Below are 13,914 nucleotides of genomic sequence, written 5' to 3' on the forward strand. Positions count from 1 at the left end.
CCAAGGAGAAATCATGCGTGGTGCAGTGCTGCACGCTCCCGGCGACGTCCGGGTGGAGAACCGGGACGACCCGCGGATCGAGGCGCCCACGGACGCGATCATCAAGCTGTCGGCGACGTGTGTCTGCGGGTCGGACCTCTGGCCGTACCGGGGTATTCAGCAGGTGGACGGGCCGTCGCCGATGGGCCACGAGTACGTCGGTGTGGTGGAGGAGGTCGGCAGCGCGGTCACGAGTGTGCGCGCGGGGCAGTTCGTGGTCGGCTCGTTCTGGGCGTCGGACAACACCTGCGAGATCTGCCGTGCCGGGTACCAGAGCGGCTGTGTGCACCGGGTGCCGATGGGCGCGCTCGGGTCACAGGCCGAGTACCTGCGGGTGCCGCTCGCGGACGGCACGCTGGTCGCCACGCCGTCGGTGCCGGAGAAGGAGCTGATCCCGAGCTACCTGGCCGCCTCGGACGTGCTGGGCACCGGCTGGTTCGCGGCGGTGGCCGCCGAGGCCGGACCGGGCAAGACGGTCGCTGTCGTCGGTGACGGCGCGGTCGGGCTGCTGGCCGTGCTGGCCGCGAAACAGCTGGGCGCGGAGCGGATCATCGCGATGAGCCGGCACGAGTCGCGGCAGAAGCTGGCCGTGCGGTTCGGGGCGACCGACATCGTGGCCGAGCGTGGCGACGAGGGCATCGCGCGGATCAAGGAGATGACCGGCGGGCTGGGCGCGCACTCGGTGGTCGAGGCGGTCGGCACGCAGGAGTCGATGATGCAGGCGATCCGGTCGACCCGCGCGGGCGGGCATGTCGGTTACGTCGGCGTCACCCACGACGTGAGCCTGCCGGGCATGGAGATGTTCTTCTCGCTGGTGCATCTGCACGGCGGTCCTGCTCCGGTGCGCCGCTTCCTGCCGCATCTCATGGAGCTGATCGGCGACCGTACCATCGATCCGGGGTTGGTCTTCGACCTTGAACTGCCGTTGGAGCAGGCGGCCGAGGGCTACCGCGCGATGGACGAGCGCCGGGCGATCAAGACGCTGCTGACCCTCTGAGGGTCCGGAAATAGCGGTGCGGGTGGCGGCGTTCAGATCATTGCGTACGGCGTGAGCCAACGCCGGCGCGGAAAAGAGGTCAGGGCCATGAAGGTTCGGAATTCCCTGCGTTCGCTGAAGAGCAAGCCGGGCAGCGTCGTCACTCGTCGTCGCGGTCGTCAGGTTGTCGTCAACAAGAAGAATCCGCGGTGGAGTGGCCGCCAGGGTTAAGCGCCCTCCGATAGCTTTTGCGAAGCCCACCCGGGTGACCGGGTGGGCTTTTTCGTGAGGGTGCCGCCCGGTAGCGCGCCGGTGCGGCCGGGTGTCACGGTCGGTCGGGTGTCACGGTCGGTCGGGTGTCACGGTCGGCCGCCGGTGACCGTGGAGCGCTGTGGGGTGTGCGTCATTTCTGCGGGGCCTGGGACGTCCGCGGGTTTCCGTGAAGCGCGAGGTTGACAGTGGATGTCGGCACGCTGGGTGACAACGGTTCGTGCCACCTCACGTCCCTACCGGGCGACGGCTCCTCGATCAGCCAGCAAGGTCAGCGCTGACCCCGCTGACTGATTAAGAAAGCCCCGCTACCAGCAGATATTCGGCCTACGCGGCTGCCGCGCCCCCGCCGCCCCCGCGCTGGCGTCTTGAGGCTGGCATCTCGCACCTGGCATCTCCCGCCTCGCCGATCTTGGAAACCGCCGTCCCGGCCGTAGCCCACACATGTGATCAAGCTCGGGTAGCCGTTCTGGTCTACGGCTGGCGTGGCCCGGCCGTAGCTCAGGCATTGGTATTCCGGCAGCGACTACGACGCCCGCCGGGAGCAGCCCGGATGGGATCGGCCCGGCGCTGATCTGTCGGCCGGGGCGGTGCGGCGCGACGGCACCCCGACCGGCTGGATCACCGCCGGGATCGCCCCGCCACCGAACCTCGCCACCAAGCTGGTCGGCCGGACCGCGCGGCCGATCACGATCGCCGACCGGTTCGAGCCGGTGGCGATCACCAATCCGGCGCCCGGCACCTGGGTGTTCGACTTCGGTCAGAACATCGTCGGCCTGCCCCGGCTGCGGTTGACCGGCCTGCCGGCCGGCACCACGATCCGCGTCTCCCCGGCCGAGTCGCTGGCCGCCGACGGCACCGTGGACCAGGCGTCCCTCCAGGGCGGTGACGGCAGCCGTGGCGTCGACCTGTTCAACACCTACACCACCGCCGGGCTGCGCGGCGCTGAGACCTGGGCACCGGACTTCAACTACTTCGGCATGCAGTGGGTACAGGTCAGCGGCCTGCCGGCGGGCTATGTGCCGGCCAAGGAGACGATCACCGGACTGCGGGTGCAGGCGGACACGCCGCTCGCCGGGTCGGTGACCACGTCCAACCCGCGGGTCAACCGGATCCACAAGATGGCCTGGTACTCGTTCGCCGGCAACATGATGAGCGTCTTCACCGACTGCCCGGGGCGGGAGAAGCTGTCCTATCCGGCGGACTACACGATGCCGATGGGCTCGATCCACCGGAACTTCGATCTGGCAGGCCGGCTCCGCCCGCGAGAGCCGGCCTGCGACGGGGTGCTCATCGGCGTCCCGGCGTGCTGGTCAGCGGGTGTGCCGGCGGGCGCCAGCCGGCTGCCGCGTCCGTGCTGGTCAGCGGTGCGCCGGCGGGTGCCAGCCGGCTGCCGCGTCGAAACCGCGCAGGGCGAAGCGGTCGGGGACCAGGCGGGCGGTGGCGTCGCGCAGCGCGGTGACGGTGGCGGATCGGGTCTGCGTGAGCCGGCCGAGAAGGTGGGACTGCCGGGTCAGCCGGGCGACGCGTCCGGCGCGGGCCCGGTCGTACCGGTCGAGGCCGTTGTCCTGATCAAAGCCGGTGGCGAGCGATGCGCTGCCGGAGACGGCGTGCGCCAGGACGACGGCGTCCTCGATGGCCAGGCCGGCGCCCTGTCCGAGGTTGGGCTCCATGGCATGGGCGGCGTCGCCGAGCAGCGCCACCCTGCCGTGGTGCAGGCGTTTCGGTGTCGGCCGTAGCGCCAGGACGTCGTGCCGCAGCAGCTCACCGGGCGTGATCGCGTCGAGCAGGGCCGGAATCGGATCGTGCCAGCGGCGGAAACGCGTACGCAGGTCGGTCAGTTCGTCCTGGTTTATCTGGCCTGCCGGGGCGTTCGCGGTGGCGTACACGTAGACCAGGTCGTCGCCGACCGGCACGATGCCGAAGCGCTCCGCCCGCCCCCAGGTCTCGCTGGCCGACGCGATCACCGCGGCCGCCGGGCGGGGCACCAGGGCGCGCCACGCCACGTACCCGCAGTAGCGCGCCGCGGGTTGGTGCGGCCAGAGCGCCCGGCGCACCCGGGAGTGGACGCCGTCGGCGGCGACGACCAGGTCGGCCCGGATGCGCCGGCCGCCACAGTGGATGGTCGCCCGCCGGTCGGCGTCGCCCGGGTCGACGCCGGTGACCTCGTCGCCGAACCGCAGGCACTCCGGCGGCAGGGCGGAGGCGAGCAGGTCGATCAGGTCGGCGCGCACGATCGCCACCTGCGGACTGCCGTGCCGGGAGATCACCTGATCGGCGCTGGTGCGGGACAGCCAGCGCCCGTCCGGGCGGCGCACTCCGGAGCCGGGAAGGGCCGCTGCCCGTGCTCGCAGCGCCTCGGTGAGGCCGAGGGCGTCCAGGGCCCGTACCGCATTGGGCCAGAGGGTGAGCCCCGCGCCGGCCTGGGCCCCCGCGGGGTTGCGTTCCTGAACCCGGACCGTCCATCCCGCCCGGTGCAGGGCGACGGCCGCCGCGAGCCCGCCGATCCCGCCACCGATGATGACCGCTGAGCGCGTTCCCTCTACATCCATAGAGGCGACACTACAGATGTAGAGGATCCGGCGGCAAGCTCTACAGCTATAGAGTGGGGACATGAGCTCCGCCCGGCATCAACTCGTCGCCGACGCCGCCCTCGACGTGCTCGCCGAGCACGGCTCCCGGGGCCTGACCCACCGGGCGGTGGACACCGCCGCCGGGCTGCCGGCCGGGTCGACGTCGTACTACTACCGGTCCCGCGCGGCCCTGCTCAGCGCGTGCGTCGAGCGCCTGGTCGACCACGACCACCAGGAGCTCGACACCCTGGCGCCGATGATCTCGGCAGCCGACCCGGACGCGCTCGCCGCTTCGCTCACCGAGGTGCTGCGGCACTGGCTCACCACGGGCCGGCGACGCCACCTGGCCCGATACGAGCTCACCCTCGAGTCGGTGCGCCGGCCGGACGTCGCCGGTCAGCTCCACCGGTCCGGCGACAGCCTCCGCCGGCGGGTCGCGGCGATCCTCGCCGGCCTCGGCGTCACCGACCCGCCGCGCCAGGCCCGGTGGCTGGTCGCCTGCATCGACGGCATCCTGTTCGACAACATCGCCGGCGCCCGTGCGAACGACCCGATCGACGAGCCGGAATTGCGCGCGGCGGTACGCGGCCTGGTCGACGCCGTGCTGCCCGCACGCTCATGAACCCCGCCGAGCTCGTCCGGCGCGGCTACGACCAGCTCTCGGAGCGCTACCGTGGCGACCACGACGCTCCGGCGGAATACGCGCCCTGGCTCAGCGACCTGCGGCGGCGGCTCCCGGACCGGGCCGATGTGCTGGACCTCGGCTGCGGCTGCGGCATCCCGGTCGCCAAGACGCTCGCCGACCACGGCCACTCTGTGACGGGCGTCGACGTCAGCGAGGTCCAGATCGAGCGGGCCCGGCGGCTGGTCCCCGGGGCCACCTTCCTGCGCGCCGACGCCACCGCGCTGACATTCCCCGAGGGTACGTTCGACGCCGTCATCTGCCTCTACGCCCTCATCCACATGCCGCTCGACGCCCAGCCGCGCCTGCTCGACCGGATAGCCGGCTGGCTACGCCCCGGCGGCCTCTTCCTGGCGACCACCGGCGCCCGCGAATGGACCGGAACCGAGGACGCCTGGCTCGGCGGGACAGCGACGATGTGGTGGAGCCAGGCGGACGCAGCCACCTACCGGGACTGGATCACCCGGGCCGGCCTGCACATAGACCACGAACAGCTCGTTCCGGAGGCAGACGGCGGCCACCAGCTCTTCCGGGCCCACCGGCCGGGCCGGGCTCTCTGCCGCCGGGGGCGGGACTTGGATCAGCCTGCGTAATCGACTACCTCACGCACTTCGACAGCGCCGTACCGAGCGGTGGGAAGCTGCTCCGCCAAAGCCGTCGCCGCATCGAGGTCGGCGACATCGACGACGTAGAGGCCGGCGATGACCTCTCCCGGTCGGCCGCTGACGCCCTCGGCCGCGCTCACCCCGTCGCGAACCGTCACCCGGCGTGCGGCGTCGACGCCGTGGAAGCCCGCCTCATACACGAAAGCGCCGGCGTCGCGGACCTGTTTGTCGAACTCCAGCCAATCCTGGACCTCGTCGTCGGCGGGGCCCGTTTGCGTCGGATCGTACTGATAGAGCAGAGCGAACTTCATGACGATCTCCTTGATCCGTTGAGCCTTGCCGCGCTGACCTTGAGCTCGAGGGTGGTGTCACGGAACCGGCCGTCGATGAGCGCGGCAATCCGAATCGGACAGTCCGCTACGCACTCGTTGCCTTCTGCGGCTCTCATCCTAAATGCTCTTGAGGGTGTGGCAACCCAGCGGCGGAGCCATCTACAGTGGCGGCACCCGACCCTCGAGCGGCAACCGTGCAGTGGCGGCACGCTCCGGCAGCCGCGCGACGCGATACGAAGCCACCGTCACCGTCGCCTTGACCAGCGAGTGACGGTGACTTCGAGATACGCCCTGGCGTCTGCCCATGCCGGGAAGACGGTGTTCTGAGCTGGTCACTCAACAGATCGGCGCATAAGGATCGGTCGCTACCGTCCGGGCTGTCGTTTCTCGTCGCCTGGCGCGTGTAGGGCGTCGGCTAGGGAGTCGAACCGGCGGATGGTGGCGAGCCGTCCGTCGCGGACCTTGAACAGCGTGGCCACCGGAGTCGGTGGCGTGGCTGCCGCATCCGCGTCTGCGTTGTCCGGCCAGGTGGCCTCCTGCTCGATGACCACGGTGACCTCGTCGACGGGATGTGCGGACAACGGGCGGAGCCGGATCCCGGATCTGATGATCCAGTCGGCGAAGTCCTGGGCTGTGATGGTGGACGTGCCGCGGGGACCGGAAACCTCCACCGGATCGGTGACCGTCGCCTCCGCGGCGGCGAGATCACGGTTGTTGACCGCGTCGTGCCAGGCGTTGATCAGGGTCTCGAACATGGCATCCTCCTGGTATGCGTTTCGCATACACCTATCGTATGCGAAACGCATACGGGACAGGTGATGGAGGACGCTCATGAAGGCTCGCGGTCAGGCATTGTTCGCGTTCGTACGCTTCTGGTCCCGGCGCTGGACGGGGGCCGACCCGGGGGCCGGCGCGCAACGCGGCCGGGAGGTGATGGTTGTCGAGGCGGTTCACGCGCTCAGCGAGCAGAGGCGGCCCACCTCCGTCAACGATGTGGCGCGGGAACTGGGACTGGACCAGTCCGGTGTCAGCCGGATGGTGACCCACGCGGAGCGGCAGGGTCTCGTCGTCCGGCGCGCGTCGGGCCGGATCGGCGCAGCGTCCGCGATCACGAATACCGCCGCCGGGGAGGAGCTGCTCCGGCAGGCACACGCATGGCAGGACGAGGTGCTGCGGACGTTGACCGCCGACTGGCCGGACGAGGACGTCGAGACCCTCATGGTTCTCATGGATCGCCTGGTGCGAGCGCAGAACGCCACCGGCGCTGACGGTCACTGATGTCCGGATGGTGGTCAGCGCGCCAGCCGCCCGTCACGGATCGTCGCGGCCGTCGGCGCCGGCGCCCGTCAGCGCGAACCGATGTCACCCAGCGTGCCGGCATCCGCGGTCAACGTCGCGCTTTCCGGAAACCCGCGGACGCCCCAGGCCCCGCAGAATGACGCAGACCCCATAGCGCTCCACCGAAACCGGCAACCGGCCGTGACACGCGGCCGCATCGGCGCACTACCGGGCGGCCGGTTCAGCCAACAGGGCCAGCGCACGCCGGCAGCCGAGATGAGTGCGGTCTCATGAGGGCCGACCGTTGCCCGCGATCACGCGGATGCCGTCCGGGCCGGTGGTCAGGCCGCGCCGGGTCATGTGTCGGCGGCCGTACCGTGGGGCTGTCAGCAGCATCAGGAGGAGCAGCACGATGAACTGCGCTGCCGTCACTGCCGGGACGACGTCAACCGGCAGGGTGTACGCCAGGAGCACCCGGATGACCGCCTCGAGCAGGAATCCGATGCCCCAGATCACGGTGACCGCCCGCATCACGTGGCGGAACTCGGGTGACTCGCGCCAGTTCGACTCCCACGCCTCGACTGCCTCGGGCGTGCGCTGGAAGGTGAGGATGCCCTCGAAGGCGATGGTGCGGCCGCGCAGGGACCACAGCAGCCACAGGCCGATCACGCCGGTGTAGATCCCGCCGCGGGCGAGCAGCCAGCGCGGGCTCCCGGTGATCAGTGATGTCGCCGCGCCGGCAACCAGCAGGCTCAGCGTGAACAGTGAGACCTTGTCGACCGTCCGAGTCCGGACAACCGTCCAGACCGTCCGGATCAGTGCGGGGACGCCACCGATCAACAGGGCGATCACCGGGTCCGCGCCGGCCGCCCGGAGCGAGTAGTAGAGCGCCACTGGCAGCACGAACCCGGCCGCGACCGCGCTCAGCAGTTGGCGGCGCGGCGTCATGACCGGCGGGTGGCGCGGTCGAAGGTGCTCACCAGCTCGCGTTTATAGCCGTCGACATCGAAGTCGCCGACCCGTTGTACGGCGGCCGTGATGGCGCCCCGGATCATGATCGCCATCGCCCGCGCGTCGAAGTCCCGGAACTCCCCGCTGTCCTGGCCCTGCCGCAGCAGCGCCTCCAGCACTCGCACGTCTCCTTCCTGTGCGCCGGCCGACGTGTACGGCTTGCCTTCCGCATCGCGCAGGTGCGGTCCGATCGCGGTGAGGACGGCCACCTCGCGCGGATGCTCCCGCAGGAAGTCCAGGTTGGCCTCCAGGTAGGCGCGCAACCTGTCAGCAACGGTGTCCTGCTGCTCGATCCGCTCGGTCAGCAGCCGCGCGGCCGTGGTGTAGATGTCGATCAGGATCTGCCGGTTCAGGTCGTCCTTGTTCGCGAAGTGGTAGGAGATCAGCCGCGGGCTGCTCAGCCCGGCCCGTTCGGTGATCCGTGCGAAGGACGCCTTGTCGTAGCCCAGTTCGGCGATGGTGGCGATCGCCGCCTGCACGATCTGCGCCCGCCTCGCCACCGTGGTGATCGAGTACTCCGGCATCAGTGCCTCTTATCTATCCAGATAAGAAACACCCTACATAGATAAAAGATGAGGTGTCCAGCGTGCCGTCGAGGCGGCGGACGCGGGTGACACGGCGATGTCGCCGGCAGGGCCGGGCGTCGTCGCCCCGTCAGTCATCCGTCAGGGGTGGTTCTTCGGTCCCGGCGCTGTGACGAACATGGATCGGAGTTGGACGCCCGCGACGGCCCGCGACCGTAGCAGGGCGGCTTCGGCGCGAACGGCGGCAACCCTCATCAGCCGGTGTGGCGGCACCGCCTGGGTCCGGATCGGACAGCGGAAGGGAAGGCGCTATGTCGAAGAAGAGGAAGGACCGGGCGGAAGGCACGCAGAAAGCCGAACCGGTCACCAGGATGAAGCGCCGGGCGTACGAGGACGAGATGCGGCACCTGCACGGCGAACTGGTGGCGATGCAGGAGTGGGTCAAGGCCACCAGCGCCAAGATCTGTGTGGTGTTCGAAGGCCGGGACACGGCCGGCAAGGGCGGCACCATCAAGCGGATCACCGAGCGGGTCAGCCCTCGGGTGTTCCGGGTGGCCGCGCTTCCCACGCCGACCGAGCGGGAGAAGAGCCAGATGTACGCGCAACGCTATGTCGCGCATTTCCCCGCCGGTGGTGAGGTCGTCATCTTCGACAGGTCCTGGTACAACCGGGCCGGCGTCGAACCGGTGATGGGTTTCTGCACCCCCGATGAGAGCGTCCGGTTCCTGGAGTCCGTCCCGGTCTGGGAGAAGGCGATGACGGATTCCGGGATCCTGCTGCTCAAGTACTGGCTCGAGGTGAGCCCGAAGGAGCAGACACGGCGGTTGGAGAGCCGCATCCACGATCCGCGCAAGGTGTGGAAGCTGTCCGACATGGATCTCAAGTCGTACACCCACTGGTACGACTACTCCCGCGCCCGGGACGCGATGCTGGCCGCCACCGACACCGCCTGGGCGCCCTGGTACATCGCCGGCACCGACGACAAGCGGCGCGCCCGGCTCAACATCATCAGTCATCTGCTCAGCCAGGTGCCGTACGAGCCGCTGAAGGCCCGCGACGTCACACTGCCCCGGCGGCAGGCGGCGAACGGCTATCGGGAGCCGAACCTGACGGTACGGCACATTCCCACCCCGTTCGGGGAGCTGACGTGACCGCCGTCGAGGAGATCTCGGCCTATTCGGTACCGGCGCCGGATGTGGCGCGGCGGCTGGGGGTCGCCCCGGATCGCGGGCTGGACGCCGCCGAGGTGAACCGGAGGCTGGCCGAGTACGGGGCCAACGAGCTGCCGACCGAGCCCGCGCAGAGCCGCTGGGCGGTCGCCCGGGGACAGCTCGCCAACCCGATGAACATCATGCTGCTGATCGTCGGCGGTGTGAGCCTGGCCATCGCCGAGGTGCCGACCGCCGCCGTGGTGCTGGCCCTGGTGGCGTTCAACGTCGTGATGGGCACGAACCAGGAGATGAAGGCCCGGGCGAGCGTGGACGCGCTGGCGCAGCTCCAGGTGCCTTCGGCCCGGGTACGGCGATCCGGTGAGACCGCGCAGATCGACGCGACGAAGCTGGTGCCGGGCGACGTGGTGCTGCTGGAGGCGGGTGATGTCGTCCCCGCCGACGGGCGGATCCTGGTGTCGGCCTCCCTGGAGGTGCAGGAGGCCGCGCTCACCGGGGAGAGCGCGCCGGTCGCCAAGGATCGCACCACCCTGCCCGATGGGGAGCGAGCGCTCGGGGACCGTACCAATCTGGTGTTCCAGAACACTCAGGTGACCCGCGGTACGGCGACGTTCGTGGTGACAGCGACCGGCCGGGCGACCCAGATGGGGCAGATCGCCGGCATGGTGACCGCCACCAAACGGTCCCGCTCACCGCTGCAGCGCGAACTCGACGACATGACGAAGATCTTCGGTCTGATCGCCTGGCTGGCCGTCGCGGTGATCGCGATCTTCGGGATCGCCCGCGGTCAGGAGCTCAGCACGCTGACGCTGTTGTGCGTGTCCACCGCGATCTCGGCGATACCCGACGGTCTGCCCACGTTCGTCCAGGCCATGCTCTCCTCGGGGGCCCGGCGGCTGGCCGCGTTGAAGGCGGTGGTCAAGTCGCTGAGCGACGTCGAGACCCTGGGCAGCACGACGGTCATCAACAGCGACAAGACCGGCACCCTGACGATGAACGCGATGACGGCGACCACGATGCTCGCCGGCGGCCAGTGGTTCCGCATCGAGGGGGCCGGCTACCGCAAGTCCGGGCAGATCCTCGGCGTGGCCGGCGGGCAGGCGCCGGACTTCCACCGGCTCGCGCTCGGGCTGACGCTGTGCACCGACGCCACCGTCGCTGACGACGGGTCGGTCATCGGCGACCCCACGGAGGCGGCCTTCGTCGTGCTCGCCGCGAAGATGGGCGTCGACGCCGAGCAGACCCGGGTGGCGTTGCCGCGCCGGGCCGAGGTGCCGTTCGACTCCGAGTACAAGTTCATGGCGACCTTCCACGACCGGCCCGGATCACTGGACGGCGGGATCCTGCGCCAGCCGCACTTCGCCAGCGTGAAGGGCGCCCCCGACGTGGTCGTCGAGCGGTGCGGCTCGGCTCTCTGGAACGGCGAACTGGTGCCGATCGGCGCCGTCCGCGACGAGATCCTCCGGGCGGTCAGTGAGCTGTCCGAACGCGGACTGCGGGTGCTGGGCTTCGCCGCGCGGGACCTGGACGACAAGGCCATGGCCGCCGCCCTGGCCGAGCCGATGTCCGCGGTCACCGATCTCGTGCTGGTGGCGCTCGTCGGCATCATGGACCCGCTGCGCCCCGAGGCCAAGGACGCGGTTCACGTCGCCCTGGGCGCCGGCATCGACGTTCGGATGATCACCGGCGACCACACGGTCACCGCCCGTGCCATCGCCGACGACCTCGGTCTCGGCCCGGGCGTGATCACCGGTACCGAGCTGGCGCACCTGCCGGACCAGGAAGTGATCGACCGCCTGCCCGAACTGCATGTCTTCGGGCGGGTGGCGCCGGAGGACAAGCTGCGGCTGGCCCGGCTCATGCAGGAGTCCGGCGAGGTGGTCGCGATGACCGGTGACGCGGTCAACGACGCGGCCGCCCTGAAGCAGGCCGACGTCGGCGTCGCGATGGGCAGCGGCTCCGAGGTGTCGAAACAGGCGGCGAAGATCGTGCTGACCGACGACAACTTCGCCACCCTGGTCCGCGCTGTCGACCTGGGACGAGACATCTACCGGCGCATCTCGGCGTACGTGAAGTTGCAGTTGTCGATCCTGTCCGCGGTGCTCCAGCTGATGGTCTTCGCCACCATCCTGGACATCAACGACGGCGTCGCCCTCTTCCCGCTGCAGTTGCTGTTCGCCAAGTTCTTCGTGGTCATCACCGTCGTCATCGGCTTCATCGTCGACGTGCCGGACCCCGGGGTCATGCAACGCCCGCCCCGCCGTCCCGGCACCAAGGTCGTCAACGGGCCGCAGACCGTCCGCTGGGTCGTCACCGGGTTCATCATCGCCGCCGCGGCGCTGGCCGTCCTCGCCTGGGGACCCGACCAGCCGAGCACGACCGAGCCGTCGGCGGCCATGACGATGGCCTTCGCGATCGTCTCGCTGAGCGCTGTCAACATCGGTTTCGTGATGCGGAGGGAACGCGAGGCGCCCTGGTCGGCGCCGATCTTCCCGTACCTGGGGTGGATCCTCCTCGGCTGGGCCCTGACCTGGGCCGGCGTGGAACTCGGCATGCTGCAGCGGCTGCTCGACACCACGTCGCTGTCCGGAGACCAGTGGCTCGTCGTCATCGGCCTGTCGCTGCTCGCGCCGGCCGTGGTCGCTGTCGACAAGCTCGTGACAACCGTCCGTCACCGGGCTCATCCGTGACGGATGAGGCGGGCTGGCGGGAGCGCCGGATCACGGTCCAGGGGCGTCCGGTGTTCGTCCGCATGGGTCCCGAAGTGGCCGGCTCGATCCCGCTCGTCCACGTGCACGGGTTCGCGGTGTCCGGCAGCTACCTGCTGCCGACCGCCCGAGCACTGGCCGGGCGCGCCACGGCGGTCGTACCCGATCTTCCCGGTTACGGTCGCAGCGCCGCCTGGGGCCATGCCCTCGGTCTCCCGTCCCTGGCGTGGGCGCTGCTCGAGGTGCTCGACGCGCTCGGCCTGGAGCGGGTGTTCCTGATCGGCAACTCGATGGGTGGGCCGCTGTCGCTGGAGGTGGCACACAGCGCGCCCGAGCGGGTGGCCGGGATCGTGCTCGCCTCGCCGGCCGGCGGCGAGCACAATCAGCCGCTCGGCCGGGCTCTGCTGCAGCTGGCCCGGGACGTGCGCCGCGAGAACCCCCGGATGATTCCGGTCGTGCTGCCCGACTATCTGCGCTTCGGGCCCGTGAACGGCCTGCACCTCTTCAGCGAACTGGTGCGATTCCCCTCACTGGAACGGCTGCTGCGCACGCCGGTGCCGACGCTGGCCGTGCTCGGCAGCCGCGACCCGCTGATGCCGTCGATGGCGCGGGTTCGCGAACTCGCCCGGCTGGCGCCCCCGCACGTGACGGTGGTGATGATCGACGGCGCGGCGCACGCGATGAACTTCAGTCACCCGGGCGAACTCGCTCACGTGATCGGCTGCTGGCTCGACGGCGGCGACATCACCGACGACCCGCGCCAGCCGGGCGTCGCGCGGGTCCTGCCGATCCCGCGCGAGAAGACGTAACCGCCGGCCGCCGGTGGACTGTCGCTCTAACGCTGCCAGGCCCGCACGGTCAGCACGGCGTCGGCGAAGGCCGCAGGCGCTTCCTGCGGAAGGTTGTGGCCGGCGTCGACCCGTCGATGCTCGTGCCGGGCGGCGAACATCGGGGCATGATCGGCCGTGCCACGGGGCTTGAGCGTGTCGGTCGCGCCGTCCAGCGTCACCGCCGGCACAGTGATCTTCGGACGGCCGGCGAGCCGGGTTTCGAGATCATCGTAGGCCGGGTCGCCCGTGACCTGGCCCAGCGCGTGACGGTACGCGTGCACGACGACGTCCACGAAGTCCGGGTTGTCGAACGACCCCGCGGTCCGGGCGAACGTCTCGTCGTCGAACGCCCATCGGGGCGACCACTGCCGCCACAGCATCCGGCACAGTTCCCGGCGGTGCGCGGCCAGGCCCTCGCGGCCGCGTTCGGTCTGGAACAGGTGCTGATACCAGACGGCATGCTCGACGGCCGGGTCGAACGCGTGGCGCTGCCGTTCGACGTCGATGATGTCGTAACCGGCCAGCGACACCAGTCCGGCCACCCGCTGCGGCCACAACGCGGCCGCCACACAGGACGCGAGACCACCCCAGTCGTACCCGGCCACGATCGGGCGGTCGAGACGCAACGCGTCGGCCAGCGCGATCAGGTCGGATCCGAGGGCGGCCTGCTGCCCGCTGCGCACGGTCGCGGCGGAGCGGAAACGGGTGGGGCCGAAGCCCCGCAGATACGGACGGATCACCCGGGCGCCGTGCGCCGTCAGCGCCGGGACGACCTGATCGTAGGCGTGGACGTCGTACGGAAACCCGTGCGACAGCACGACCGGCCAGCCGTCCGGCGGGCCGTCCTGGAGGTAGGCGACGGACAGCACGCCGGCATCCACATGATCCATGCCATCACCATACGAAGGTCCGGCACC

Annotated in this window: 14 protein-coding genes and 1 pseudogene; 9 read left to right on the forward strand and 6 right to left on the reverse strand. The window is 70.3% G+C overall.

Features of this window, described 5'->3' with window-relative positions:
• The first annotated feature begins 13 nt into the window (after positions 1-13).
• The 3 genes and pseudogenes from AB0F72_RS30335 to AB0F72_RS30345 form a co-directional block, all read left to right on the forward strand.
• The gene (locus AB0F72_RS30335) at positions 14-1,036 is read left to right on the forward strand and encodes a zinc-dependent alcohol dehydrogenase family protein (RefSeq protein ID WP_360438120.1); all 1,023 of its coding nucleotides are present in this window, start codon (positions 14-16) and stop codon (positions 1,034-1,036) included.
• Positions 1,037-1,123: 87 nt separating this feature from the next.
• Positions 1,124-1,246, forward strand: coding sequence for a ribosomal protein bL36 (locus AB0F72_RS30340; protein ID WP_250007317.1), 123 nt, complete (start codon positions 1,124-1,126; stop codon positions 1,244-1,246).
• A gap of 785 nt (positions 1,247-2,031) precedes the next feature.
• Positions 2,032-2,478, forward strand: a pseudogene (locus tag AB0F72_RS30345) (family 78 glycoside hydrolase catalytic domain); the annotation flags it as partial.
• Between the two features lie 168 nt (positions 2,479-2,646).
• On the opposite strand, the gene AB0F72_RS30350 reads toward AB0F72_RS30345, so the two are convergent.
• Positions 2,647-3,837, reverse strand: coding sequence for an FAD-dependent monooxygenase (locus tag AB0F72_RS30350; protein WP_360438123.1), 1,191 nt, complete (start codon positions 3,835-3,837; stop codon positions 2,647-2,649).
• Positions 3,838-3,898: 61 nt separating this feature from the next.
• Here AB0F72_RS30350 and AB0F72_RS30355 point away from each other — a divergent pair, with 61 nt between their 5' ends.
• On the forward strand, positions 3,899-4,480 hold the full coding sequence (locus tag AB0F72_RS30355; RefSeq protein WP_360438126.1) for a TetR family transcriptional regulator C-terminal domain-containing protein: 582 nt from the start codon (positions 3,899-3,901) through the stop codon (positions 4,478-4,480).
• Entirely contained in the window at positions 4,477-5,133 is a 657-nt protein-coding gene (locus tag AB0F72_RS30360; RefSeq protein WP_360438129.1) for a class I SAM-dependent methyltransferase, read from the forward strand. Before AB0F72_RS30355 ends, AB0F72_RS30360 begins: the two co-directional genes overlap by 4 nt.
• Here AB0F72_RS30360 and AB0F72_RS30365 read toward each other — a convergent pair.
• Together AB0F72_RS30365 and AB0F72_RS30370 are read right to left on the reverse strand one after the other, a co-directional pair.
• On the reverse strand, positions 5,121-5,456 hold the full coding sequence (locus AB0F72_RS30365) for a YciI family protein (RefSeq protein ID WP_360438132.1): 336 nt from the start codon (positions 5,454-5,456) through the stop codon (positions 5,121-5,123). The genes AB0F72_RS30360 and AB0F72_RS30365 overlap by 13 nt on opposite strands.
• A 386-nt stretch (positions 5,457-5,842) precedes the next feature.
• Positions 5,843-6,259 (reverse strand): hypothetical protein, encoded by a 417-nt coding sequence (locus AB0F72_RS30370; RefSeq protein WP_360438135.1) that lies wholly within the window; start codon positions 6,257-6,259, stop codon positions 5,843-5,845.
• A gap of 49 nt (positions 6,260-6,308) precedes the next feature.
• On the opposite strand from AB0F72_RS30370, the gene AB0F72_RS30375 reads away from it, so the two are divergent.
• Complete coding sequence (locus AB0F72_RS30375; protein WP_360438137.1) at positions 6,309-6,755, forward strand: MarR family winged helix-turn-helix transcriptional regulator; 447 nt, start codon at positions 6,309-6,311, stop codon at positions 6,753-6,755.
• Positions 6,756-7,043: 288 nt separating this feature from the next.
• Here AB0F72_RS30375 and AB0F72_RS30380 read toward each other — a convergent pair whose 3' ends face one another.
• Complete coding sequence (locus AB0F72_RS30380; RefSeq protein ID WP_360438140.1) at positions 7,044-7,703, reverse strand: VC0807 family protein; 660 nt, start codon at positions 7,701-7,703, stop codon at positions 7,044-7,046.
• The gene (locus AB0F72_RS30385; RefSeq protein ID WP_360438143.1) at positions 7,700-8,290 is read right to left on the reverse strand and encodes a TetR/AcrR family transcriptional regulator; all 591 of its coding nucleotides are present in this window, start codon (positions 8,288-8,290) and stop codon (positions 7,700-7,702) included. The genes AB0F72_RS30380 and AB0F72_RS30385 overlap by 4 nt, the downstream gene beginning before the upstream one ends.
• 311 nt (positions 8,291-8,601) lie before the next feature.
• On the opposite strand from AB0F72_RS30385, the gene ppk2 reads away from it, so the two are divergent.
• From ppk2 to AB0F72_RS30400, 3 genes are read left to right on the forward strand one after another with little or no spacing between them, the layout of a single operon-like run.
• On the forward strand, positions 8,602-9,441 hold the full coding sequence (ppk2, locus tag AB0F72_RS30390) for a polyphosphate kinase 2 (protein WP_360438146.1): 840 nt from the start codon (positions 8,602-8,604) through the stop codon (positions 9,439-9,441).
• Complete coding sequence (locus AB0F72_RS30395) at positions 9,438-12,149, forward strand: cation-transporting P-type ATPase (protein ID WP_360438149.1); 2,712 nt, start codon at positions 9,438-9,440, stop codon at positions 12,147-12,149. Before ppk2 ends, AB0F72_RS30395 begins: the two co-directional genes overlap by 4 nt.
• The gene (locus tag AB0F72_RS30400) at positions 12,146-12,976 is read left to right on the forward strand and encodes an alpha/beta fold hydrolase (RefSeq protein ID WP_360438151.1); all 831 of its coding nucleotides are present in this window, start codon (positions 12,146-12,148) and stop codon (positions 12,974-12,976) included. Before AB0F72_RS30395 ends, AB0F72_RS30400 begins: the two co-directional genes overlap by 4 nt.
• Before the next feature lie 26 nt (positions 12,977-13,002).
• Here the strand turns inward: AB0F72_RS30400 and AB0F72_RS30405 are convergent, their stop codons facing one another.
• The gene (locus AB0F72_RS30405; protein ID WP_360438153.1) at positions 13,003-13,887 is read right to left on the reverse strand and encodes an alpha/beta hydrolase; all 885 of its coding nucleotides are present in this window, start codon (positions 13,885-13,887) and stop codon (positions 13,003-13,005) included.
• Positions 13,888-13,914: the final 27 nt, after the last annotated feature.

This window comes from Actinoplanes sp. NPDC023936, from assembly GCF_040639325.1.
In the GTDB taxonomy this organism is placed as follows: Bacteria; Actinomycetota; Actinomycetes; order Mycobacteriales; family Micromonosporaceae; genus Actinoplanes.